This is a genomic window from Undibacterium sp. TJN25, from assembly GCF_049339885.1.
GTDB lineage: Bacteria > Pseudomonadota > Gammaproteobacteria > Burkholderiales > Burkholderiaceae_D > Undibacterium.
Window position 1 is genome coordinate 118,757 of sequence record NZ_JBMPPM010000010.1, and the last position, 24,820, is coordinate 143,576.

Genomic DNA, 24,820 nt, shown 5'->3' on the forward strand with positions numbered 1-24,820 from the left:
GGGCTTGTCGTATTGCCGGTTTCATCATGCCGCCGCGTCGTCCGGTGCATGCTCTGCCGATTCCCCATCGGCAGACGTTTGCTCCGGCGGATGTTCAAATGTGATGGACCTTATTTCCATCAGCGGGTAATCTGCCTCGTCTGTGGCGAACATGCGCTGGCCGCTTCCCCAGAACAGGCCTTCGGCAGGCTCAGCCCAGTCCGTGCGGCGCGCCAGCAGCAATGAATTGTCCACCGATGCAGCAGCGACGGACGGCAATGGATAACGGGTGGGGATAAAACCCACCAGCTCGCCACCGTTGACCAGGTTGATGCCTACCGGCATCCATACATTGTCGCGTAGGTCTGCCGGTGCTTCTATGCGCAACGAACTGATGCGGTGCATCGGTATCCAGTAATACTTGCCGTTGGCGATCAGTTCAAAGACCGGACCGAGGCGCGGATCAGCATCGGCAATCCATTCAAATGGCTGGTCATTGATCGTGCCGGATACGCCGGGTGCGGCAGCGAAAGCCTGTTCCCTGGCGAGCTGCGAATTATGGAGATCGCCGGTCGCGCCCAGGCGCAGCGCTTCCAGCAATTGCGCAACCCAGGGTTCAGGATCGCCAAAGACGACCGGAGAACGTTTTCCTTCAAAAATTTCCTGCCGCAGGACTTCACAGCGCACCGCTTCGCGGTAGGCGTGAACCATGGGCATCGCATTGGCATCAAGATCGCCAATGACGGTAAGCTGGGTCATCGCGCGTTCCCACTGGCCCAGCACGACCAGCAGCTGGAATAAAAACACGCGGCGTTTGGCATCTGCGGGATGCTGGCGTACTTCCTGCTGGAGGCTTTGCAGCGCCTCCTGGAGATTTCCAGACTTCAGCGACTCTACAGCAGACATGTCAACCTTCCCTCGCTTCGTATTGGAATCACGCCCGTCCTGCCGACAATATACGGCACAGCGGCGCTTGCACCAATTTTCGCGAATCAATCGAACAAAACAACATCAATAAAGCAACCGGTGCGCGCCATGCTGCTGCGCGTGCCGATCGCCTTTACCCCACAAGCAATGCCGGCGCTTAGTACGTGGCGTTCTTGGTGAGATCCCATTTCTTAGGCGTGCCGGTAGTCACTTTGCCGCCGCTGAATGCGTCGTACTGGTAGCTGATCTTGACGAAATTCAGTGAGAAGGATTCGCTAGGACGATCGCCGCCGCTGCTGGTGGAGTAGGAGCTGACGATCGCTTCTTCCAGTTCTATCTTCAGATAGACTTGTTGTTTCTTGTCGGAGCCGCCGGTTTGCAGGAAATGGATTTCTCCCTTGCCCAGGCTCTTGCCGCATACCGCCTGCATGAACAGGTCGGCGGAAGCAACGTCAGTGGATTTTGTCAGCGTGACTTCAGAAAAAGAAGGATTGCTGGTTTCACGGTCGGCGCCGCCACCGCTGGCAGAAATCGCGCGGCCAACGCCGAATTGCAGAGAGTCGATCGTGATCCATTTTTCATGACCGTCCACAACGGAGTCACCATTAATTGCAGTAGCGAATTTGAGCAAAATCATTTTTTGTTCCTCTTTCATTTTTGATTAAAATAGCCGCCCCCGATCAGCATGGGATTTAAGCCCCAGGCTAATGCAATTGCAGCGTTACGAAATAGGCGGCACGGGACACATGCCGCCTTTTACCAAGCGCTAAGCCTTCGCTGAAGGCAGCTTTGAAACCAGACGCAAAGACACGGTCAAACCTTCGAGCTGATAGTGAGGGCGCAAGAAAAACTTGGAGCGGTAGTAACCCGGATTACCCTCGACCTCTTCCACGATGACTTCCGCTCCAGCCAAAGGCTTGCGGGCCTTGTCTGCTTCGGATGCCGTCGCCGGGTTATTCTCTACATACCTGCCGATCCAGTTATTCAGCCATGTTTCCATGTCGCTGCGTTCCTTGAACGAACCGATCTTGTCGCGCACGATGCACTTCAGGTAGTGCGCGAAACGGCAGGTGGCAAACAGATACGGCAAGCGTGCTGCCAGGTTGGCATTGGCTGTCGCATCGGCGTCGTCGTATTCAGCCGGCTTGTGCATGGACTGGGCGCCGATAAAGGCCGCAAAGTCGCTGTTTTTCTTATGCACCAGCGGCATGAAGCCGTTTTTGGCCAGCTCGGCTTCGCGCCGGTCGCTGATGGCGATTTCTGTCGGGCAGGTCATGTCCACGCCGCCGTCATCAGTTGGGAAGGTGTAGACAGGCAGGCCTTCAACCGCACCGCCGGACTCAATACCGCGGATCTGCGAGCACCAGCCGTAGTTCTTGAACGAACGGTTGATATTGACAGCCATTGCATAGGCCGCATTGGCCCAGGTGAATTTCTTGCTGTCGGAACCGCCGGTGTCTTCTTCGAAATCGAACTCTTCCACCGGATTGGTCTTGGCGCCGTAAGGCGCACGCGACAGGAAGCGCGGCATTGCCAGGCCGACGTAACGAGAATCTTCGGAATCGCGGAAAGCGCGCCATGCAGCGTGTTCCGGAGTCTGGAAAATTTTCGTCAGGTCGCGCGGATTGGCCAGCTCTTGCCAGGAATCCATCAGCATCACGGACGGATCTGCCGCTGTGATCAGAGGCGCATGCGACGCTGCGCTGATCTGTGCCATTTGCGACAGCAGCTCAACGTCGGGAGCGCTGTTGTCGAAGTAATAGTCTGCTACCAGGGAGCCATATGGTTCGCCGCCGAACTGGCCGTACTCTTCTTCATACAATTTCTTGAAGATAGGGCTTTGGTCCCAGGCCGTACCTTTATATTTCTTCAGCGTTTTGTGCAGCTCGCCTTTGGAAATATTCATCACGCGAATTTTCAGCGATTCGTCGGTCTCGGTATTGTTGACCAGGTAGTGCAAACCGCGCCAGGCGCTTTCCACTTGCTGGAATTCGGCGTGATGCAGGATCAGGTTAACCTGTTCGGACAATTTTTTGTCCAGTTGGGCAATCAATGCCTCAACCGTGCCGAGCACATCATTGGAAATCAGGCTGGTGCCGGCCAAGGCCTGCTCCGCCAGTGTCCGGACGGCGTTTTCAACGGCGTCTTTTGCTTTGTCGGTCTTGGGTTTGAATTCTTTTTGCAGCAAATTCGCGAAGTCGCTGGCTTCAAGCGTTACTTCGCCTGATTGTCCCTGCGCTTCTGAACTGGTTGTGGCCATGGAAAGGTTCCTCCAAATATTGTGTATGTAAGCGTGTGCTATCGCTTGCTTATGACTTGTCTATTGCTGCCTGTCGCTCGCTTTACAGGCTCCGGCTTTTATTGGTATATAAGCCAGAACCGTGCCAGCTTATTCCTGCGGTTTAGGCGCGGAAGTCAGCGCCTGCATCAGCGCCGGTTCCTGCAGCAATTTAGCGATCAGCTCTTCCGCGCCGGTCTTGCCGTCCATGTAGGTCAGCAGGTTGGACAACTGTCCACGCGCTTCCAGCAGCTTGTTCAGCGAATCCACCTTGCGCGCAACCGCAGCCGGCGTAAAGTCGTCCATGCTTTCGAACGTGATATCGACGGCCATATTGCCTTCGCCGGTCAAGGTATTGGGAACTTGTACCGCGACCCTTGGTTTCATCGATTTCAGGCGTTCATCGAAGTTATCGACGTCGATTTCGAGGAATTTGCGATCGGCCACTGGCGCCAGCGGATCAACAGGTTTGCCGGACAGGTCGGCGAAAACGCCCATCACGAACGGCAGCTGTACCGTTTTTTCGGCGCCATAGACTTCGACGTCGTATTCGATCTGGACCCGGGGCGCCCGGTTACGGGCGATGAATTTCTGACTGCTTTCTTTTGCCACGACACATACCTCCTGAGGTAGATATTTACTGCAAGGATCTAAGCACTACATCATGCAAGGGCGGTAGCCCTCGCATGATGTAGTGCTAGCTTTCGCTTTGGGTACCGCTAATAGTGTGAATCTGGTTCAGGCCGTCCGGCGCCAGGTCTTGCAAAATCTCCATGAAGCTCTTGTCGACCAGCCTCTGGGCGCGCAACAGCAGCAATGGAATGGGGCTGGAAGGCTCATTGCGGGCGTAATAGGCGCAGAGTTTATCCAGCATGCGCACAACGTCGTCCCGGCTCCTGACCTCGCCTGTAATGGCTGCGGCCGCCGGAACACCGCCGGCAGATACAGCGCCTGTTTCTGTAGATGCTTCTTCACCGGCCGCCTCGGCGGAACCGGCTGGGGCAATGCGCTCGCGCACGAAATCGCGTGCGCGCTTCAGCAATTTGGTCAGCGGGCTCAGATCCAGGGCCTGGGCCACGCCGACCTTTTCGGTCAATACCGATTCAATGCGGGCATTACTGTGGTAAGCCTGTTCGAGCGCATCCAGCGTATTTTTGCTGACATCGGCATCGGCGTCGCCAAATGCAGCGTCGATCACTGCCAGTGCGATTTTGTCTTCGCCTTCCGGCGCTTCGGTTTCGCCGGTCGCGATATCGATTTCTTTGAGGTTGTAGCGGCCGTGGGCGCGTGACGCCACCAGCGGCGCTTCGCGGAAATCACGCAGTATCGTGCTGGATTCGCACAGTGCCGACAAGGTATTCACACGCAGCATGGGATCAAGGCCGTCATCCGGGTCCAGCTGGGGATGCACGGTATCCCAGTGCTGCTCCAGCATTTTCTCTATCAGCAGCAAGCCGGTCGCCAGACCGGTGACGCCCTGCAGCTTCAGCAGCGCGCGGGTCAGCGGCACCGCTACCCGTAAATCCTGGCTGCGGCCCATCAGTTCAACGGAAAGGTTCTTGACCTGCTTCCAGTCTGGGGGTACTTCAGGGGTGATGGTGCCGCCGTATTGAACCTCAGGCTTGCCCTGGGCGGCCTGTTCGAGTTCAAGAAATGCAGGGTCGTACTCAAGATTGGGGCCGGAAGGTTCTTCTGCGGAGATATCCTGCAGGAACTTGTCGACGTCCTCTGTGCCTAGATCAGCCAATTGATTTTTCCGTTTTTATCTGGTTTTAAAACGAACACGGCAGCCGGTTCGCGGTGTCAGTAAACAATTGCAAGTAGGGCGAGTCGGCAGATTATACTCACAAAAACTAGGGGTACAGCATAGTTTTTTTAACATTCCGTGACAGTTTTCCATCTGTAAAATGACATGTAAATGACAAGCTGCTTTACGTGTAAATTTACATATCATTTTTTTGCCATGCAGCATTTTTCGGCATCCCTCTTACAGCAGCCTCTTGCAGAAAAACCTGCCGCCGCGCCAAACCCTCGTCCGCCAAGGCGCCAATCTTCTACGCCTGCTTCAGAGGTGCTACAATCCCGCCCTATGCATGCACTCCGCTTCTCCCGCCAACTGATCCGCTTCGTACTTTTCCTGTACGTGCTGACGCTGGGTGTCGCCATTGCATCGCCGCTGGTCAATCCTGAAGCGATGGATCTGATCTGCACCAGCACCGGATACAAGTCCATTAGCAAATTGGATGCCAGCGGAAAAAAGACCGAAGCCGGCAAATCCCACCTGCTGGACTGCCCGATGTGCATGGTCGCCGGCATCACCCCTTTCCCTGTACTGCATGATGTAGCCGAGCCTCCGCACGCCTTGTCGTATGCACTGCGTGCCATCCCGGCTGCGCGGCTCGCATCGCTGACAGCAGCGCCGCTACCGGCGCGCGGCCCTCCCATACTGTAATAAACCGGCTTTTATCCGCGCAGGGCCACATGTGGCTCCGCGCGCCCGTTTATTTTTTTGTATGGCGTATCCATGAAATCATTCAGCACCACCGCGCGCGCGCCTCTGCACGCGCTTCGCCACTCGTCCTGCCGCACTGACGCGCTGCGCACCCTGTGCGCCGCCATGGCAACCGCTTTCGCCGGCCTGCCGGCCCTGGCCTTGGCACAGGCCCAGACAGATATCGCCGCAAGCGACAAAGATGCTGCACAACAACAAACTACCCAGCAAGCTGCAACAGCGCAGCAGCGCGTCATGATCACAGCCGGCCGCCCTTCTTCGCTACCGACCGAAATCCCGACGACCATAGAAGGCATAGACGCCAAGACCATAGAGCGGACCATCAATGCCACCGATGCTGAAGACGCACTGAAATACCTGCCCAGCCTGCTGGTACGCAAGCGCTATATCGGTGACTACAACCACGCAGTGCTGGCCACCCGTGCTTCGGGCACCGGCAACAGCGCCCGTTCCCTGGTCTACGCCGACGGCATCCTGCTGTCCAACCTGCTGGGCAACGGCGCCGCGTTCACGCCGCGCTGGGGCCTGGTTACGCCGGAAGAGATTGAAAGAGTGGACGTGCTGTACGGGCCGTTCTCGGCGGCGTACGCGGGCAATTCGGTGGGTGCAGTAGTCGATTATGTGACGCGCATGCCCACCCAGTTTGAGGCGCATGCAAAGGCCCAGGCGTTTACACAGGACTTCCAGCTGTTCAATACTGCAAAGACCTATTCCGGCCACCAGGCCAGCGCTTCGATAGGCGACAAAAACGGTCCGTGGAGCTGGTGGATCAATGCCGGCGAGGAGGACAGCAACGGCCAGCCGCTGGTATTTGCCAACCGGCTGCTCTCCAAGGGTGTGCCTGTCACCGCTGGCAGCATCCCGGTTACCGGCGCGGTGCTGGACAAGAACCCATCCAACCAGGACTGGCTGCTGCTGGGCACGACCACGCAATACCATACCGTGCAGGATCATGCCAAGGTCAAGCTGGCGTACGACTTCAGCCCTACCGTACGCGCTTCCTATACCTTCGGCTACTGGCATAACAATACCGACGGCAACGTCGAAAGCTACTTGCGCGATGCAGCCGGCAACCCGGTTTATACCGGCAACGTCAGCATCAACGGTCTGCAATATGCGCTGACAGCAGCCGATTTCAGCCCGAACAAGAATGTGCTGGAACATCTGGCGCATGGCCTGGACGTAAAGAGCAATACCCGCGGGGTGTGGGACTGGGAAATTGCGGCCAGCCTGTATGACTACAATAAGGACATCGCGCGCTCGGCGACAGTCGCGATGCCGCTGGCCCAGAACGGCGGAGCGGGACGCATTACCGACCAGGCCGGCACGGGTTGGAACACGCTGGCGCTGAAAGGTATCTGGCGTCCGGAAACAGCACCGGAGCATACGGTAGAGTTCGGCTACCAGCGTGAAGCCTATAAATTACGTACGTCCGTCTACAACACGGCCAACTGGATAGACGGGCCCGCATCCAGCCTGTTCTCCGGCTTCAACGGCGACACGCAACTGCAAAGCCTGTATGCACAGGATGCCTGGCGCATCAGCCCTCAATGGAAAACCATCCTGGGAGGCCGTTTTGAGCAATGGCGCGCCGACAACGGCACGATCTCCAGCGCCACGACGACCCAAAGCTTTGGCGCCCGGGATGAGCATTATGTGTCCCCCAAGGCTGCAGTCTCCTTCAAGCCTGACAGCGACTGGACCTACAAGGCTTCCGTAGGCCGTGCGGTGCGCATGCCAACCGTATCCGAGCTGTACCAGGGTTCATTGTCCGGCACCAATATCATCAACAACGACCCCAACCTGAAACCGGAAAAATCCTGGACCACGGAATGGACGGCGGAGCGTGCCCTGAACAACGGCTCAGGCATACTGCGCGCGACCTTCTTCCATGAGCGTACGAAAGATGCACTGTATTCGCAGGTGAACGCTGCCGCCAGCGCCACCGTGACGACGATACAAAACGTGGATGACATCCGCACCAACGGCCTGGAATTTGCCTACCTGGCCAACGATGTCTTCCTCCGCGGCCTGGATCTGAGCGGCAGCCTGACTTATACCGATTCGGAAATCCTCAGGAACGACAAATTTCCTGCCAGCGTAGGCAAGCAGCAGCCACGCGTGCCGAACTGGCGGGCCAACTTTGTCGCCACCTACCGTCAGGACGACAAGCTGTCCTACACGCTGGGCGCACGCTACAGCGGCAAACAATACGGCACACTGGACAATAGCGACCCCAATGGCAACTCCTACACAGGTTTCGGCAGTTTCTTCGTGGCCGACGTCCGGGTCCGCTACCAGATTGCCCGGCAGTGGAGCGGCTCCGTCGGCATCGACAACCTGAACAATGCAAAATACTGGGCCTTCCATCCATACACGCAACGTACGGTGATGGCGGAGCTGAAGTTCGACTATTAGGCAATCAGAAGCAAGAGAAAGAGAAAAAGAGACAGTAGCGGTATCGGGCGGCCCATCAGCTCCGTTCGATACCGCTTTTTACTTTGGCTATGCCGACGCAGCCTGGCTAACCAGGTCTTCTCCATATAATTTCTGGCAACGGTTGCAGAAAAAGCTGCGGCGCCTGGTCTTGCCGAGGTGCGCCTTATGGAACGGGATATGGCAGCGCGGGCAGATGGTTTTGGTATGGGCGAGCCAGTGCGACTTCAATGTGCCGGCTTTTTTCCACTCCAGGAACTCAAAGCTGTACTGCCTTGCCTGCTCGACCAGCTCACGCAGTTTGGCGGGCGGCAAAGCGCCGACGGTAGATAGCGGATGCAGCCGGATACGGAACAGCACTTCGTTCTTGATGATGTTGCCGACGCCGGAAAACACCGTCTGGTCCAGCAAAGCATCGCATACCAGTGTATCCGGCATCGCCCGCAGCTTCTTGCGGGCCAGTGCCGGATCCCACAGATCCGACATCACATCGGCACGCCAGTCATACTGGCTATCCAGGTCAGGCTCCAGCTGTTTGACGGAACAGGTATAGAAATTCAACTCTTCACCATCGTCGAAATGCAGGCTAAGGTGCGGCGGGCTATCCTTGCGTTCATTGATGCGGTAAGTGCCGAACATCAGTAAATGAATTTTCAGCGCTAGGTGCGGCAACTGTATCAGGAAGTGCTTGCCCCAGCTGCGCAGGGCCACTATGGGCTGGCCTTTCAGCTTGCCCATGTCAACGCCCTTGCTGTCGCCTTCTGCGTGCACGATGGTCTTGCCGGCAAAAACGGCAGCTTGCTCCTTCAGGATGACAATCGACGGGCCTTCGGGCATCGCTTACTCCTTCCGCACTGGGAAAGTTCATCATGCCACCGGCCTCTTTTCCCGGTATGTGCGATAGCTCATACATCGGCAACCCCTTGCCGCGCAACACAGCCACTCCGCCGTTAGCAGCAACAAAATTTGCCTTCACGCTTTCCAGTTGTTGCATAATGACATTAATCAATTTTCCGGAGATGTCATGAGTGTTGCAATGATCGTGTTTGCCAAGGCCCTGGTGGTGGTACCCGTCACGCTATTGCCTATCCTGAACCCGATCGCCAACGCCCCCATCTTCCTGTCGATGACGGAGCAGATAGAGAAAGGCGGCGCCAACAAACTGGCCAAGCGGATTGCCATCAACTGCTTTTTCCTGCTGGTCGGCGCATTTTTTGTCGGTTCTTACGTGCTGGATTTTTTTGGCATCTCGCTGCCCATCGTAAGGGTCGGCGGCGGCCTGATCGTGGCGATGGCCGGCTGGGGCATGCTTAACGACAAAGGGCCGGACCAGTTGTCGTCCACCGTGGCCGCCTCGCATGAAGGCTACTGGAGCGAAGACGAATTAAGCCGGCGCAGTTTTTACCCGATCAGCTTTCCCCTGACGGTGGGGCCGGGCACCATTGCAGCGTCCATCACGCTGGGTGCGCAGTTGCCAACCAAGCCGGTGGACTGGCTGATTACCAGCTTTGCCTCCATGCTGGGCGTCATGCTGACGACGATAGGCATCTTCCTGGCCTACCGTTTTGCGGGGAATGTCGTGCGTTTCCTGGGCGATGTCGGCGCGACGGTGCTATTGCGCTTGTCTGCGTTCATCCTGCTGTGCATAGGAATAGAGATAGGCTGGGCCGGACTTTCCGACCTCATCGTGGAACTCAAGTTCCACTAGCCGCAAACCGATCTCAATTTTTACTTCGGATGGCAGGCGCAAGCCTCGCCATGCGCAGCAGCAACCAGTTCATGCAAAATGCCGCAATCCCTGCCTGCGTGCTCTTCATCGCATTGCGCCCTGAGTTTGCTTAGCTGTTTTTCCAGCGCTTTCATGCTTTTCAGCCTGGCGCGCACACGCGAGATCTGGTCATCGATCAGGTGATTGATGTCGCCGCAATCGTCAAGCGGATGCTCCATGAATCCTACCAGGCGGCGGATATCTGCCAGCGGAATATCCAGCGCGCGGCAGTGGCGGATGAACGACAGGCGTTCCAGGTGATCCGGCGTGTAGGCGCGGTAGCCGTTGTCCTGGCGCGCGGGCGCGGGCAGCAGGCCTTCTTTTTCGTAATAGCGTATCGTCTCGATTTCCACGCCGGTGGCCGATGCCAGTTCGCTGATGCGCATTTGCACTTCCCTTTCATTCCTGAGAGCAGGCATGGCGGACCATGCCATTACTCCCAAGACAACATTATTTACACTTGACCCTGTAGCTACTCCAGAGTCTACACTGCTTTTTAATTAGTGTAGTGCGAGGAAAAACCATGTCGGAAAAAGTGCAATGCTGCGGTCACGAAAAGCACCAGCAATCCCCCAAGCATCATACGCACGACCATGGGCATGATCACAGTCATGCACACGGCCACTCCCACGACCATTCGCACGGGCATGCGCACCCCCCTGCCACCCCGGTAAAAACCGCTCCCCTGCCGGGCACCGAACAATTGATGCTGAACATCGTCAATATGGATTGCCCGACTGAGGAAGCGCTGATACGGCAATGCCTGACGCCGCTGCCCGGCGTGGCAGCACTGGATTTTGACTTGCTGAACCGGGTATTGACTGTGCACCATTCCTTGCAGGACACCTCCGGCATCCAGACCAAGCTCGCCAGCATCGGCATGCAAGGTGTGCCGGTTGTTGCGGACGACGGTGCTCAGGCCGCTGCACAGGCCCTTGAGCAGGCAGCTGCCACTCGCAGGAAATGGCTGGTGCTGGGCTTTGCAGGCGTGATGGCGGTGTCAGCGGAAGTAACCGCTTACATGACAGGTAATGAAACTTCCCTGGCAGTAGCGGCACTAGCGCTGGTCGCCATCCTGGCAGGAGGCATCCCCACGTTGAAAAAAGCCTGGATCGCGCTGCGCCACTTCACACTGAACATCCATTTGCTGATGGCAGTGGCCGTGATAGGCGCGGCGGCGATAGGCCAATGGCCGGAGGCGGCAGTCGTTATCTGGCTGTTCGGCCTTGCAGAAATGATAGAAGCCGCCAGCCTGGACCGGGCACGCAATGCGATCGCCGGTCTGGCCGCGCACGCGCCGGACACCGCCTTGCTAAAGCAGGCAGACGGCAGCTGGGTGGAAACCGCCACCGCGCAGATCGCCGTGGGCCAGTTGATGCGGGTGCGCCCCGGCGAGCGGATAGCGTTGGACGGCGTGGTGGAAAGCGGCCAGTCGTCCGTGAATCAGGCGCCCATCACCGGCGAAAGCATGCCGGTAGCGAAGGCAGCTGGCGACAAGGTGTATGCCGGCACGCTGAACCAGGCCGGTATGCTGGAAATGCGCGTGTCCAGCCTCAAAAACGAAACCACGCTGGCTCGCATCGCCCGTTCGGTGCAGCAGGCGCAAAGCCAGCGTGCACCCACACAGCGTTTCGTGGATAAATTTGCCGCCGTGTACACGCCGGTGGTATTTGTAATCGCCCTGCTGGTGGCGGTGCTGCCGCCCCTGATGGGGTCGGCGCAATGGCATGCCAGCATTTACCAGGCGCTGGTGCTGCTGGTGATCGCCTGCCCCTGCGCGCTGGTGATTTCCACGCCGGTCACCATAGTCTGCGGGCTGGCGCTGGCCGCCCGCCGCGGCATCCTGGTCAAAGGCGGTCTATATCTGGAGCAAGGCAGGCAACTGGCGACTATTGCGCTGGACAAGACCGGCACGCTGACGCAGGGCAAACCGGCGCTGACCGGCATCGTTCCCTTGGCAAACATGACCGAAAACGAGGTCTTGCGCATCGCCGCCAGCCTGGATTCCTTGTCGCAGCACCCTGTCGCGCATGCGATTGTCATGGCTCACGCCAGTCAAAATAATGGAGAAAACCGGCCGGACGACGTCAGCGACTTTCTGTCGCTCAGCGGACGCGGCGTGCGCGGCACAATCGCCGGCAAGCAGTACCATTTGGGCAACCTGCGCATGTTCAATGAACTCGGCATCATATTGTCCACTGCGGAAAAAGACAGGCTGGAGCAGGAAATGGGCAAGCTGGAGGCGCAAGCCGGCACGGTGGTGCTGCTATGCGATGAGTCCTCCGTGCTGGCCTTGCTGGCCGTCGCCGACAGCCTGCGCGATACCAGCCGGGCAGCAGTAGCGCAGATGCAGGCCCTGGGTATACGGCTTGTCATGCTGAGCGGAGACAACCGGCAGACTGCACTGGCGATAGGCAGCCAGCTGGGTATTGCAGACGTGCGTGCCGAACTGATGCCGGACGACAAGCTGGCTGCCATCCATGAACTCAGCGGCAGCGCGGTGACAGGCATGGTCGGCGATGGCGTCAACGACGCACCGGCACTGGCAAGGGCCAACATAGGATTTGCAATGGGCGCGGCCGGCACCGATACCGCGCTGGAAACGGCAGACGTGGCGTTGATGCAGGATGACTTGCGCAAGCTGCCGGAATTCATCCATATTTCCAGGCGCACCGCCGCCATACTATGGCAAAACATCTCGCTGGCGCTGGGGATCAAGGCGGTGTTTTTCATACTGACGCTGAGCGGACACTCCAGCCTGTGGATGGCCGTGTTTGCCGATACAGGCACCAGCCTGCTGGTCGTGCTGAACAGCCTGCGCATGCTGCAGCATAAAAAAATCCCCGGCCTCGCTTAAGGCAGGGGATTTTCTGAATCTGCTTGCAGTAGGCGCTGCAGTAAGCGCCGTTGACGCATCAAGCGTCTGACAGGTTTTCCTGTTGCTGCACTTCGTGTTCCACGCGGGTAGACAAATCGCCCACCTTGCTCATCCACGCTTTGACAAAATAGCTTTTCTCTTTTTCAGTCGGCTCTTCAAACCAGATCACCATCAGGATACCCTTGTGGTCATGTATTTTTGACAGCTTGGTAATGCACTCTGTATTGCCATCCAAATCCGCCAGGCCTATCGCATAACCGTATACCCGGTTCAGGCGCTCTATCCTGTCAGGTTCTGTTTCGCTGCGGGTTGCGGAAATGCGAGGGTGGTCTAGGTACATCGTTTGTCTCCGTCGGAAATGATTTGCTTGTCCGAGCATTCTATCTGAACTTGCCTGCAATAAGCTAGGCAATCGCGACGGAGTATCTACCTGGGCCGGCTGCGCTTCTCCCATTTGCATTCCTGTGTACTTAATACCACATCATTGTTGTCCACCGTCTCCAGATAGACATCAAAGCCCCATAGCCTGGCCACATGCTTGAGCATTTCCTGGGTCTGCGGGTTCAGCGGCCGGCGCAGGAACTGCTGGTGCCGCAGGGTCAGGGCCCTGTCGCCCTGCATGTCCACCGACCAGACCTGGATATTCGGTTCGCGGTTGCCAAGATTATATTGGCCGGCCAGTTGCTGGCGCAGATACTGGTATCCGCTTTCATCATGGATCGCGGAAATGTTCAGCTTGTCCTGCTTGTCGTCATCCAGCACGGCGAAGAAATGGAAATCGCGTATCAGCTTGGGCGACAGGAATTGTGCAATGAAGCTTTCATCCTTGAAATTGCGCATTGCAAAATTCAGCGTCTTCAGCCAGTCGCTGCCGGCAATGTCCGGAAACCAGTGGCGGTCTTCATCGGTCGGGTTTTCGCAGATGCGGCGGATATCGCGCATCATCGCAAACCCAAGCGCATAAGGATTGATGCCGCTGAAGTAGCGGCTGGTCACCGGCGGCTGGTAGACGACATTGGTATGGCTTTGCAGGAATTCGATCATGAAGCCGTCGCCGACGATGCCCTCGTCAAACAACTGGTGCAGGATAGTGTAATGCCAGAACGTGGCCCATCCCTCGTTCATCACCTGGGTCTGGCGCTGCGGGTAGAAATACTGCGATATCTTGCGTGTGATACGCACAATCTCACGCTGCCAGGGCTCCAGCAATGGCGAGTATTTCTCAATGAAGTACAGCAGATTCTCCTGCGGCTCGGGCGGAAAGCGTTGCGCCTCGCGGTTGACGACCGTATCTTCGCGGCGCGGCAGCGTACGCCATAGGTCGTTGATCTGCGACTGCAGATAAGCTTCGCGCTCTTCCTGCCGTTCGCGCTCTTCGGTCAGCGACAGCTTGGTGGGGCGCTTGTAACGGTCCACACCGTAATTCTGCAGCGCATGGCAGGAGTCCAGCAGCAGCTCCACCGCTTCCATGCCGTAGCGCTGTTCGCAATCGGCGATGTAATTCTTTGCAAACACCATGTAGTCGATGATCGCCTCGGCATCGGTCCAGGTGCGGAACAGGTAGTTACCCTTGAAGAATGAGTTGTGTCCATAGGCTGCATGCGCAATCACCAGCGCCTGCATGGTCAGGCTGTTCTCTTCCATCAGGTAGGAAATGCAGGGATTGGAATTGATGACGATTTCATACGCGAGGCCCATCTGCCCACGCTTATAGCTCTTTTCAGTGGACAGGAAATGCTTGCCGAAAGACCAGTGGTTGTACGAGATGGGCATACCCACCGACGCGTAGGCGTCCATCATCTGTTCTGCCGTGATGATCTCCAGCTGGTTCGGGTAGGTATCCAGGCCGAAATTCTGCGCGACCCGGCGGATCTCGTCGTGCGCCTGTTCTATCAGGTCAAAGGTCCATTCCGATTGCTCGGGCAAGCGGCGCGGATTCTTGAACTTGTCGCTTGGGCTGTTCATGGCTCACCTCACTTCGGCTGTTTCTTGAACAGCTCACGGAACACGGGATAGATGTCTGAAGGCGCCTGTATCTTCTGCATCGCAAAGTTGGCATGATGATCCTGCACCTGCCGGTATTCTTCCCACAGATTCTGCGGATCGCCTTCGGTAATCTCTACATAGGCATAGTATTGCACCAGCGGCATGATGGTATTAATCAGCAGTTGCTTGCAGGTGATGGAGTCGTTGTCCCAGTTGTCGCCGTCCGAAGCCTGCGCCACATAGGCATTCCAGTCGCCAGCCGGATAGCGTTCCTTGATGACCTTGGTCAACAGGTTCAGCGCCGATGACACGATGGTGCCGCCGGACTCGCGGGAATGGAAAAACTCATTTTCATCCACCTCTGACGCCGCGGTATGGTGCCGGATGAACACCACTTCTATCTTGTCGTAGGCTCGGGTAAGGAACAGATAGAGCAAGATGAAGAAACGCTTCGCCGTATCCTTCTTTTGCTCATCCATGGAGCCGGAAACGTCCAGTATGCAAAACATCACCGCCTGGCTGGACGGCTTGGGCACCTTGATGCGGTTGCTGTAGCGCAGGTCGAAAGGATCGATGAACGGAATCGCCAGCAGCCTGGTGCGCAGATGATGGATTTCGTGCTTCAGCGCCGCCACGCGGGTATCGTTGAGATCGGACGTGGTTTCCATCAGTTCCGCCATTTCCAGCTCGGCGTCTTTCAGCCGGCGCGCGGATTTGCCGCCGACTGCAATGCGCCGCCCCAGCGCGCCGCGCAAAGAACGCAGCACGTGCAGGCTGGAGGTAGTGCCTGAAGTCTTGTAGCCGGCACGCTGGTTCTTGAACTCCGTGGTCGCCGCCAGTTGCGTCTTGACCATGTTCGGCAGTTCCAGGTCTTCAAAAAAATAATTCAGGAACTCTTCCCGGCTCAGCTGGAAAACAAATTCATCTTCGCTGAGCTCGTCACTGTTGCCGGCCTGCCCCTTGCCCGATCCCCCGCCGCCTTTAGGCCGCTGGATCTGATCCCCTTTCAGGTATTCTTCATTGCCGGGATTGACGGTTTCCCACACGCCACCGCGCGCATGGCCGAAGGTAGGCTCATTGACATCCTTGACGGGAATGGAGATTTTTTCGCCGCTTTCTATATCGGTAATAGAGCGGCCTTTGATAGCCCGGGCAACGGCTTCCTTGATCTGCCCCTTGTAACGCCGCAGAAAACGTTCCCGGTTAGGGGCGGATTTATTCTTGCCTTGTACACGACGATCAATTAAATGCACCAAAACGGTCTCCCCTTTGTCGGATCCCTGCCCAGGCTTAATTGTCCTGGACAGACTCCTTAGGAATCGGGGCAGGCTTCACCCCGCCCCGGCTACCCGGTTTCCGTGAAGACCTCAGGACGATTTCCTCACACGCAGATACCATTCGCACAAGAGCCTGACCTGTTTTGCGGTATACCCCTTGGCGACCATCCGCTCCACAAACTCCTGATGCTTGTTGGCATCGTCCGCACTGGCCTTCGCATTGAATGAAATAACGGGCAGTAATTCCTCGGTATTCGAAAACATTTTTTTCTCTATCACCGTCCGCAGTTTTTCATAACTGGTCCAGGTAGGATTCTTGCCGGCATTCTGCGCCCTCGCCCGCAGCACGAAATTGACGATCTCGTTGCGGAAATCCTTGGGATTGGAAATGCCCGCCGGTTTCTCGATTTTTTCCAGTTCGTTATTCAAAGCGTCGCGGTCGAAACTTTCGCCGGTGTCGGGATCGCGGAACTCCTGGTCCTGTATCCAGAAATCAGCAAAGGTGACGTAGCGGTCGAAAATATTCTGGCCGTATTCCGAATAGCTTTCGAGGTAGGCGGTCTGGATTTCCTTGCCGATGAATTCCGCATAACGCTGGGCCAGGTATTCCTTGATATACGAAAAATACTTTTGCTCGGTTTCAGGCGGGAATTGCTCGCGTTCAATCTGCTGCTCCAGCACATACAGCAGGTGTACCGGGTTCGCGGCCACTTCCGTATTGTCGAAGTTGAAGACCTTGGACAGGATTTTGAACGCAAAGCGGGTAGACAAACCGTTCATCCCCTCGTCCACGCCGGCATAATCGGCATATTCCTGGCGCGACTTGGCCTTGGGATCGGTATCCTTCAGGTTTTCGCCGTCATACACCAGCATTTTGCTGTAGATACTGGAGTTTTCGGGTTCTTTCAGCCGCGACAGCACGGAGAACTGCGCCATCATCTTCAGCGTGCCGGGAGCGCAAGGCGCTTCCCACAGTGACGAGCCGCGCACCAGTTTTTCGTAAATCTTGATCTCGTCGGTAACCCGCAGGCAATACGGCACTTTGACTATATAGATACGGTCGAGGAAAGCCTCGTTGTTTTTGTTGTTGCGGAAAGCCTTCCATTCGGACTCATTCGAGTGGGCCAGGATGATGCCGTCAAACGGTATCGCGCCAAAACCCTCAGTGCCCTTGAAGTTGCCTTCCTGCGTCGCCGTCAGCAAGGGATGCAAGACCTTGATAGGCGCCTTGAACATTTCAACAAATTCCATCAGCCCCTGGTTCGCAAGGCACAGGCCGCCAGAATAGCTGTAGGCATCGGGATCATCCTGCGCATAATCTTCCAGCTTGCGGATATCGACCTTGCCGACCAGTGAGGAAATATCCTGGTTGTTTTCGTCGCCCGGTTCAGTTTTGGAAACGGCGATCTGCTTCAGCACCGATGGATAACGGCGCACCACGCGGAACTGGTTGATGTCGCCATTGAATTCATGCAGGCGCTTGACGGCCCACGGGCTCGGAATGGTGCGCAGATAGCGGCGCGGAATACCGAAATCCTCTTCCAGGATGGTGCCGTCCTCTTCTTCATTGAACAGGCCGAGCGGAGATTCGTTGACCGGCGACCCCTTGATACAGTAAAACGGGATCTTCTCCATCAGCGATTTCAGCTTTTCGGCGATCGACGATTTACCGCCGCCGACGGGGCCCAGCAGGTACAGGATTTGTTTGCGTTCTTCCAGGCCTTGCGCCGCGTGGCGGAAGTAGGAGACGACTTGTTCGATGACTTCTTCGGTGCCGTAGAATTCGCGGAACGCAGGATATATTTTGATGACTTTATTGGAGAATATACGCGACCGCCTGGGGTCGTGGCGGGTGTCCACCATCTCCGGCTCGCCTATCGCCGCCAGCAGCCTTTCAGCAGCAGACGCATACGCCAGCCTGTCTTTCTTGCATAACTCCAGATACTCCTGCAAAGAATATTCTTCTTCGCGAGTCCTGTCATAACGTGCTGCGTAGTTGTCAAAGATTTTCATACAAATCTCCTTCGTCGCCATCTACCACACAAAGACTTATGGGTGCCGCTTAGAGCCCGCCGCTGCTGCATTCGTTCATTTTCAAATCAAAAAAAACCGACTTGAATATGACAGCGAAGCGGCAAATTTTATTGCCTCCATGCACCCCACGACTTCAGTGTAGATGATATCGCAAAAAAAAGTGACGAAATTCTATAAAAAATTGTTACCGTTGCTCAATCCTTCAACGCAAACAACATCGCTTCTGTTGACAGCGTCGCGGCGCATTCATCGCATATGCTTATTTGCGTTTGACATCATGCGCCTGCTGCTCCGGCATGCGCATATTCCGCAATGAAAAACGCAAATTAATTTTACGACCCATCCATCACCATACACCGATTGATGGATGTTCACTCGCAAAAAAATTCATCTTCCGCGACTCAATCCTAACTCAATTCTCATTTATGTTTTTGCCTCGCCGTTTTATCTCTTCATCGATGGTGGATAAACGCCATTCTTCCTGCAATCCAAAAAACCAATTACATCCTCGATGTCTGGCATCCGACAAGGTGCACCGTTGCAATGCAAGCGGCCTTTTGACTGAACATTATGTAAATACAAGGTTTTGCTTTCCATACTGCAAGGAATTTGGTTAAATGCAATAAGCCCCTTCAAAACTCCGTCTTTCAGGAAGAAAATGAAACAATTGCAATTTATCCTTCTATTGGCAGCATCCGCACTGTTGAGCGCATGCGCATCGGTTCCAATGGCAAGCTTCAACAAAGATGCGCAAGCCAAGTCTTTCGCCGCGCAAAAATCGAAGGCGCAATTGTATATATACCGCAGCGAAGGACTGGGAGCAGGACTAAAAATGCAATTGGAACTGGACGGCATCGCAATCGGCAAAACCGCGGCACATACTTATGCGGTAATCTCGCTGAAACCCGGCAGGCATGTACTGGTGTCCAAGGCATCCAATGAATCCCGCCTGGAGCTGACCGTGCAGGCAGGACAAAATTATTATGTATGGCAAGAAGTCAAAATGGGATTCCTCAGCGGAGGCTCCAGCCTGCAGTTAATGGATGAAGCGGAGGGCAAGAAAGGCGTAGCACAATCCAAACTGATCAGGCTGGACCGCCTGCCTGCCGACATGGCGTTGCCGGACCAGAATGCCGTCGCCGCGGAAGAACAGTCCGAGATTGAAAAAGTGCCGTTCCGTGCAGGCATCTCATCGGCAACGGTAGAGAAGCTGGCAAAACAGAATAGCTGTACAGGAGAGCATGGTGCCGGCCTGCTGACAGCACCGGGCCCAATAGAGGTGTACCGCGTCAGCTGCGACCAGGGTAATGCCTTCATGGCCAGGTGCGAACTGCGCCAGTGCAAGGCGATGCGTTAATTTTTTCCTCATGTGCCTGCGTACAGGCGCATCCTGATATTGGCCGAGGCACGGAAACTGCGCGCCTTCGCCAGCCTGCTGAAATCCAGCGGCATGCCGCACAGCTGGCTGATTGCCGCATGCGCCATCTGCGCAGCCCATTGCTGGCCCGGGCACAAATGCACACCGCTGCCAAAACTGAAGCAGCGCCTTTGCCGGCGGCGAGGATCGAAAACGTCCGCCTGCGGATTCCAGGCCGGGTCGCGGTTGGCGGCAGCCAGCACAACCAGCACCGTATCGCCGGCCCGCACTGTATGCCCCAATACTCGGCAATCTTCAGCGGCAAAGCGCCGCGTATTCTGCACCGGCGCATCCCAGCGTAACACCTCTGCGATACAGCCATGCAGAAAAGCAGGATCCGCTGCCACCTGCCGCCGCACAGTTTCGTTGCAGGCCAGTACATGCAGCGTATTGGCGATCAGTGCGGCAGTGGCCTCATATGCCTGCGACATGAAACCGATGGCATTGGCCACAATGACATCCGCGTCCACCCTGCCCAGCAATGCCGCCTGCTGTGCCAGCGTGAACAGCAGGCTCGGCGACGATGCCGTGTAGTCAGCAGAGGCCTGCTCCAGCAGGCGCCTGAACAAGGCCAGCAGACGGGCGGCAGCCTGCTTACCCTGCTCAAGCTGCAAAGCACTGCTGCCGGCGGCCAGGCAGGCGACAAAGTCCTGCATCAGCACTGCCACCTCCGGCAAGTCCGCCTCAGGCACACCCAGCGCACTCGCCATCCCATAGACCGGCATCTGCAAAGCAAATTGGTCCAGCCACGCATAGTCCACAGGCGAGTACAGTTCGGCTGCAAGCTGCCGCGCATGCTGGCCGACCCGCTGCGCAATGTGTTCTGCATTCACGCTTTGCAGCGTATGGGCAATGGCCTGTTTGAAAGGGCAGTGGCCGGCGCCGTCGTTCATTCGCACCAGATGCCTGAAGATGGTGCCGGCGTCAGAACCCTGCAATGCTTTCGGCACAGGCTCATGAACGGGGCGCACGCGGCATAGAGGCTCAGCCAGCACAGCCTCTACAGCGGCGGCACTGGCGGCGAGCCAGATGCCGTTTTCTTTATCTTGCAACAATGAAGCCGCAACCAGCTCTGCATAATATGCATAAGGCGCGGTGGCAGTGACGGCGGCAATTGCGTCCACGTAGGAAAGCGGCATGAGTATCCTTTGGCTGGGCACCGGTATGAATGAAGGAAACTGATTGTCGACCGGCTGAGGCTGCTTGTCATGCGGTAAAGCTTAGGCGCGCAACGAAGTATGGAAGATGGGGAACCGTTTTCGCCCTTGCCCCCATTGTTGCCGCTTTGCTAGCGCGCAGCTTCCGCCAGCGACAGCGCCAGTGTATTGTGGCGCTCCAGCACATTCCCCAGATCAATAGTCGTGAACTGGCCGTTGCGTACCACCACGCGGCCGTTGATGATGCTGTAGGCGACGTCTGCCGGCGTGCAGAATACCAGCGCCGCGACGGGATCGTGCCAGCTGCCGGCAAAGCCCAGCCGGTTCAGGTCGAACATCACCAGGTCGGCCGACATGCCGGGTTTCAGCGCGCCGATGTCGTCCCGGTTCAGCACCTTGGCGCCGCCCAGCGTCGCGATTTCCAGCGCCTGCCGGGCCGTCATCGCGTCCGGGCCATAGCCTACCCTTTGCAGCAGCATCGCCTGCCTGGCTTCGCCCAGCATGTGCGCACCGTCATTCGATGCCGAGCCGTCCACGCCCAGCCCCACGGATACACCTGCATCGATCATCTTGCGCACTGGCGCAATGCCGGACGCCAGCCGCATATTTGAACAGGGACAATGCGCAACGCCGGTGCCGGTGCGCCCGAACAGGTAAATGCCATCGTCGTCCAGCTGAACGCAATGCGCATGCCAGGCATCCGGCCCGACCCAGCCGCAATCTTCGGCGTATTGCGCCGGCGTCATATTGAATTTTTCGCGGCTATAGGCAATGTCGTTAGCGTTTTCCGCCAGATGTGTATGCAGGGATACGCCATAGCTGCGAGCCAGCGTTGCAGATTCCTTCATCAGTTCACGTGATACAGAGAAAGGAGAACATGGGGCCACGACTATCCTCTGCATCGCATGGCGACCGGCGTCATGATAGGTTTCTATCAGCCTCTGCGTGTCTTTCAGGATCGCCGATTCTTCTTCCACCACGCTATCCGGCGGCAGGCCGCCCTTGGATTGGCCCACGCTCATGGAACCGCGCGCCGCGTGGAAGCGCATGCCTATCTGCTGCGCTGCTTCTATGCTGTGGTCCAGCTTGCAGCCGTTCGGGTAGATGTACAAATGGTCGCTGGACGTCGTGCAGCCGGACATGATCAGTTCCGCCATTGCCGTCAGCGTGGAAACCTGCACCATCTCCGGCGTGAGATTGGCCCAGATCGGATACAGGTTGTTCAGCCAGTTGAACAGCTCGCCGTTCTGCGCGGCCGGTATTACGCGCGTCAGGCTCTGGTACATGTGATGATGCGTATTTACCAGGCCCGGCATCACCACATGATGGGCCGCATCAATCACTTCATCTGCCGTGTGCGGTAAATCGGTACTGGCGCCGACCTGCTCTATGACATTGTCGCGGATGAACACCGCACCACCGGCGATTTCGCGGCGCGCATCGTCCATCGTGACGACGACACGCGCGTTTTTTATCAGCAAGGTTTTACTCATACCATCCTCTTAATGATCCGAACTTTGCGCCGAGGCCAGCGCATAGGCGCGCACATCCAGCGTATCGCCCTGCCCATTAAAGAACAGGTTCAGCAGCACCGCCATTGCCGACGCCAATAGAATGCCGCTATGCAGGACGGTGGACAGATAGGACGGCATCTGCGCAAAGAAATTCGGTGCGACGATAGGGATCATGCCGGCGCCTATGCTGACGGCAACGATAAACAGGTTGTTGCGGTTGCGCTGGAAATCCACCCCCGACAATATCTTGATACCGGTTGCCGCCACCATGCCGAACATTACTATGCCCGCGCCACCCAGCACGAATTGCGGGATGGATGCAGCCACATGCGCCATTTTAGGGAACAGGCCGAAAGCGATCAGGATGCAGCCCGCCGCCACGCAGACAAAGCGGCTGCGCACGCCGGTAACGCCGACCAGGCCGACGTTTTGCGAAAAAGAGGTATACGGAAAGGTGTTGAAAATACCGCCTATCACCGTCCCCAGCCCGTCCACGCGCAGGCCGCGCGCCAGTGTGTCATTGTCGATTTTTTTCCCGACGATATCGCCGAGCGCAATGAACATGCCGGTGGACTCTATCATCGTCACTATCATGACCAGGCACATGCTGGCGATAGCGCCGGCATCGAACTGCGGCCAGCCATAATGAAACGGACGTATCATCGCAAACCAGTCTGCATTTTCCAGCCCGGCAAAGCTGATCTTGCCCAGCGCCAGCGCGATCACAAAGCCGATCACCATGCCCATCAGTACCGAGATGTTGGCGATAAAGCCCTTCATGTATTTGGTGATGAGCAGGATCGACACCAGCACCACCAGCGCAATGCCGAGATTGACGGGAGAGCCGTATTCAGGATTCGGTATCTTGGTGAACACGCCATTGACGACGGTGCCGATCACCGGCTGCCCGCCGGCCGCCCAGTTGATGCCCACCCCCATCAGCGACACGCCTATCACGGTGATGACTGTGCCGGTCACCACCGGCGGGAAGAAGCGCATCAGCTTGCTCATGAAAGGCGCGGCGACAATGCAGAACACGCCGCCCGCGATGACTGCGCCATAAATGTGCAATATCCCCAGGCTGGGGTTGCCCGCCATCGCCACCATGGGGCCGACGGCGGCAAAGGTCACCCCCATCATCACCGGCATGCGTATGCCGAATTTCCATATGCCCAGGCTCTGGATCACCGTGACGAGGCCGCAACAGAACAGGTCGGCGCTGATCAGGAAGGCGATCGCATATTTAGGCAGGTTCAGCGCACCGCCTATGATCAGCGGCACCGCAATTGCACCGGCATACATCACCAGCACGTGCTGCATGCCCAGCGCAGTCAGTTTCATTATCGGCAGTTTCTCGTCTACCGGGTGTGTCTGTGTCATGGCGTCCATCTTGTCTCCTGATATCGGAATTGCACATCGTGCTTTTATAGTAAAAATCTTCTACAAGTCATTTTGCTTGCTGGTGACCGATACTATATGAAGCGGGCATGGGAGATATATGCAAGACGCGATAACTGTTGATGCTATTTGCATATATCAATGCGGATGGAAGCAAAATTGATGCCGTCCGGTAGATGTGCCTTGGCGCGCATCCCGGCTTGACACCGGCATTGCTGTGTCAGGCTGATGTGTGCACTTAGTTCAGCGATGCCTTGGCCGCTGCGCTGACCTGGGCCCGCAGCCATTTATGCTCGGTCGCCTGGTGCCCCCTCTCATGCCATAGCTGGTAGAAACGCAACGGTGGAAACTTGATCGGCACCTCGAAGGTTTTCAAGGGCAAGGATTTTTCATAGAACTGGGCAAATTGCCTGCCGGTGGTCAGCACCAGGTCCGTGTGCGCCACCATGTAAGGCAGCATCCTGAAGGATGCCGATTCAACGACTACATTGCGGCGCAAGCTGTGCTGGTCCAGGAAAGAATCAATGGTGCCGTGGTAGCCGGGCAACACTTTCCAAGGTGCTGCATGCGGCAAGGCAAGATAATCCTGGACGGACATCTGGCCGTTCGCATTGCGCTTGGCGAAAGCGCTGCCAGCGCGCATCAGGCAGATGATGGGGTCGTCAAACAGCTTGGTCACATGCAGATGGGCGGGCGGCGCATCCCAGTTGGCAATCACCAGGTCCAGCTCGCCGTCCGCCAGCAAGCGCACATAGTCGGTGTCCTCGCCCAGCGAGTGGATCACCAGCCGGCTCTTCGGCGATTCCCGCCGCATGCGGACGACCAGTTCCACAAAGAAGGCCGCGCTCAGATAATCGGGTGCTGCGACATGAAAGGTGCGCGCCTCATCCTGCGGGACGAAATTGGTCTTTTGCGCAAACAGGCGTTCGGTTTCATCGAGTATGCGCTTGGCCGGCTTCAGCAGGCTCTCGCCGTGCTCGGTAGGCAGCATGCCCCTGGCGCCGCGCACCAGCAGCGGATCTCCGGTCAGTTCGCGCAACTTGCGTAGCGATGCCGAAATCGATGATTGCGGCTGGTTCAGCTTCAAGGCCACCCGCGACACATTCTTTTCCACAAGCAACAGATACAGGATGCGTATCAGGTGTATGTCCAGGTGGTCTGGCAGTTTGGATGTCATGGAAGCATGCCTCGATATCTGTTATATGAATTCGTCTATATTGAATATACCCGATCCGCGATCTGAATCTGTCGCGATACGG

General features: G+C 56.8%; 20 protein-coding genes. 5 read left to right on the forward strand and 15 right to left on the reverse strand.

The features are described 5' to 3' along the window. Positions 1–24: 24 nt before the first annotated feature. The 5 genes from ACO0LO_RS22670 to tssA form a co-directional block, all read right to left on the reverse strand. Positions 25–885: a type VI secretion system accessory protein TagJ gene (locus ACO0LO_RS22670; RefSeq protein ID WP_422967659.1), complete on the reverse strand. Its 861-nt coding sequence runs from the start codon at positions 883–885 to the stop codon at positions 25–27. Positions 886–1,063: 178 nt separating this feature from the next. Then, on the reverse strand, positions 1,064–1,543 hold the full coding sequence (locus ACO0LO_RS22675; RefSeq protein ID WP_422967661.1) for an Hcp family type VI secretion system effector: 480 nt from the start codon (positions 1,541–1,543) through the stop codon (positions 1,064–1,066). Between the two features lie 129 nt (positions 1,544–1,672). Further along, the gene (gene tssC / locus ACO0LO_RS22680) at positions 1,673–3,166 is read right to left on the reverse strand and encodes a type VI secretion system contractile sheath large subunit (protein ID WP_422967663.1); all 1,494 of its coding nucleotides are present in this window, start codon (positions 3,164–3,166) and stop codon (positions 1,673–1,675) included. 129 nt (positions 3,167–3,295) lie between these two features. Next, positions 3,296–3,796 carry a type VI secretion system contractile sheath small subunit gene (gene tssB / locus ACO0LO_RS22685; RefSeq protein ID WP_394777790.1) on the reverse strand — a complete coding sequence of 167 codons (501 nt, stop codon included), beginning with the start codon at positions 3,794–3,796 and terminating at the stop codon, positions 3,296–3,298. A gap of 85 nt (positions 3,797–3,881) precedes the next feature. After that, positions 3,882–4,931 (reverse strand): type VI secretion system protein TssA, encoded by a 1,050-nt coding sequence (gene tssA, locus ACO0LO_RS22690; protein WP_422967665.1) that lies wholly within the window; start codon positions 4,929–4,931, stop codon positions 3,882–3,884. 342 nt (positions 4,932–5,273) lie between these two features. Here tssA and ACO0LO_RS22695 point away from each other — a divergent pair, with 342 nt between their 5' ends. Beyond that, positions 5,274–5,636 carry a DUF2946 family protein gene (locus ACO0LO_RS22695; RefSeq protein ID WP_422967667.1) on the forward strand — a complete coding sequence of 121 codons (363 nt, stop codon included), beginning with the start codon at positions 5,274–5,276 and terminating at the stop codon, positions 5,634–5,636. Between the two features lie 165 nt (positions 5,637–5,801). Further along, positions 5,802–8,114 carry a TonB-dependent receptor gene (locus ACO0LO_RS22700; RefSeq protein WP_422967848.1) on the forward strand — a complete coding sequence of 771 codons (2,313 nt, stop codon included), beginning with the start codon at positions 5,802–5,804 and terminating at the stop codon, positions 8,112–8,114. A gap of 87 nt (positions 8,115–8,201) precedes the next feature. On the opposite strand, the gene ACO0LO_RS22705 is transcribed toward ACO0LO_RS22700, so the two are convergent. Beyond that, on the reverse strand, positions 8,202–8,969 hold the full coding sequence (locus tag ACO0LO_RS22705; RefSeq protein WP_422967669.1) for a DNA-formamidopyrimidine glycosylase family protein: 768 nt from the start codon (positions 8,967–8,969) through the stop codon (positions 8,202–8,204). Positions 8,970–9,156: 187 nt separating this feature from the next. Between ACO0LO_RS22705 and ACO0LO_RS22710 the strand changes: the two genes are divergently transcribed. After that, positions 9,157–9,840, forward strand: a complete 684-nt coding sequence (locus tag ACO0LO_RS22710; RefSeq protein WP_422967671.1) for a MarC family protein — start codon at positions 9,157–9,159, stop codon at positions 9,838–9,840. A 20-nt stretch (positions 9,841–9,860) separates the two neighbouring features. Here the strand turns inward: ACO0LO_RS22710 and cadR are convergent, their stop codons facing one another. Next, positions 9,861–10,286 carry a Cd(II)/Pb(II)-responsive transcriptional regulator gene (gene cadR, locus ACO0LO_RS22715; RefSeq protein ID WP_422967673.1) on the reverse strand — a complete coding sequence of 142 codons (426 nt, stop codon included), beginning with the start codon at positions 10,284–10,286 and terminating at the stop codon, positions 9,861–9,863. A gap of 137 nt (positions 10,287–10,423) precedes the next feature. On the opposite strand from cadR, the gene ACO0LO_RS22720 reads away from it, so the two are divergent. After that, on the forward strand, positions 10,424–12,757 hold the full coding sequence (locus tag ACO0LO_RS22720) for a heavy metal translocating P-type ATPase (RefSeq protein ID WP_422967674.1): 2,334 nt from the start codon (positions 10,424–10,426) through the stop codon (positions 12,755–12,757). A 58-nt stretch (positions 12,758–12,815) separates the two neighbouring features. On the opposite strand, the gene ACO0LO_RS22725 is transcribed toward ACO0LO_RS22720, so the two are convergent. From ACO0LO_RS22725 to ACO0LO_RS22740, 4 genes are all read right to left on the reverse strand, one after another. Continuing rightward, on the reverse strand, positions 12,816–13,118 hold the full coding sequence (locus ACO0LO_RS22725) for a hypothetical protein (RefSeq protein ID WP_422967676.1): 303 nt from the start codon (positions 13,116–13,118) through the stop codon (positions 12,816–12,818). Between the two features lie 86 nt (positions 13,119–13,204). Then, complete coding sequence (locus ACO0LO_RS22730) at positions 13,205–14,743, reverse strand: SpoVR family protein (RefSeq protein WP_422967678.1); 1,539 nt, start codon at positions 14,741–14,743, stop codon at positions 13,205–13,207. An 8-nt stretch (positions 14,744–14,751) separates the two neighbouring features. Further along, positions 14,752–16,020, reverse strand: a complete 1,269-nt coding sequence (locus ACO0LO_RS22735; RefSeq protein ID WP_422967680.1) for a YeaH/YhbH family protein — start codon at positions 16,018–16,020, stop codon at positions 14,752–14,754. A 111-nt stretch (positions 16,021–16,131) separates the two neighbouring features. Further along, positions 16,132–18,054 carry a PrkA family serine protein kinase gene (locus ACO0LO_RS22740; protein ID WP_422967682.1) on the reverse strand — a complete coding sequence of 641 codons (1,923 nt, stop codon included), beginning with the start codon at positions 18,052–18,054 and terminating at the stop codon, positions 16,132–16,134. A gap of 679 nt (positions 18,055–18,733) precedes the next feature. Between ACO0LO_RS22740 and ACO0LO_RS22745 the strand changes: the two genes are divergently transcribed. Then, complete coding sequence (locus ACO0LO_RS22745) at positions 18,734–19,432, forward strand: DUF2846 domain-containing protein (RefSeq protein ID WP_422967684.1); 699 nt, start codon at positions 18,734–18,736, stop codon at positions 19,430–19,432. Positions 19,433–19,440: 8 nt separating this feature from the next. On the opposite strand, the gene ACO0LO_RS22750 is transcribed toward ACO0LO_RS22745, so the two are convergent. The 4 genes from ACO0LO_RS22750 to ACO0LO_RS22765 all read right to left on the reverse strand — a co-directional run bounded on the left by ACO0LO_RS22750 (position 19,441) and on the right by ACO0LO_RS22765 (position 24,738). Continuing rightward, a complete protein-coding gene (locus tag ACO0LO_RS22750; protein WP_422967686.1) occupies positions 19,441–20,631 on the reverse strand; it encodes a cytochrome P450 in 1,191 nt (396 codons plus the stop codon). A gap of 149 nt (positions 20,632–20,780) precedes the next feature. Next, a complete protein-coding gene (locus ACO0LO_RS22755; RefSeq protein WP_422967688.1) occupies positions 20,781–22,142 on the reverse strand; it encodes an 8-oxoguanine deaminase in 1,362 nt (453 codons plus the stop codon). Positions 22,143–22,151: 9 nt separating this feature from the next. Continuing rightward, a complete protein-coding gene (locus ACO0LO_RS22760; RefSeq protein ID WP_422967850.1) occupies positions 22,152–23,543 on the reverse strand; it encodes a nucleobase:cation symporter-2 family protein in 1,392 nt (463 codons plus the stop codon). A gap of 256 nt (positions 23,544–23,799) precedes the next feature. Next, entirely contained in the window at positions 23,800–24,738 is a 939-nt protein-coding gene (locus ACO0LO_RS22765) for a LysR family transcriptional regulator (protein WP_422967690.1), read from the reverse strand. Positions 24,739–24,820 lie beyond the last annotated feature (82 nt).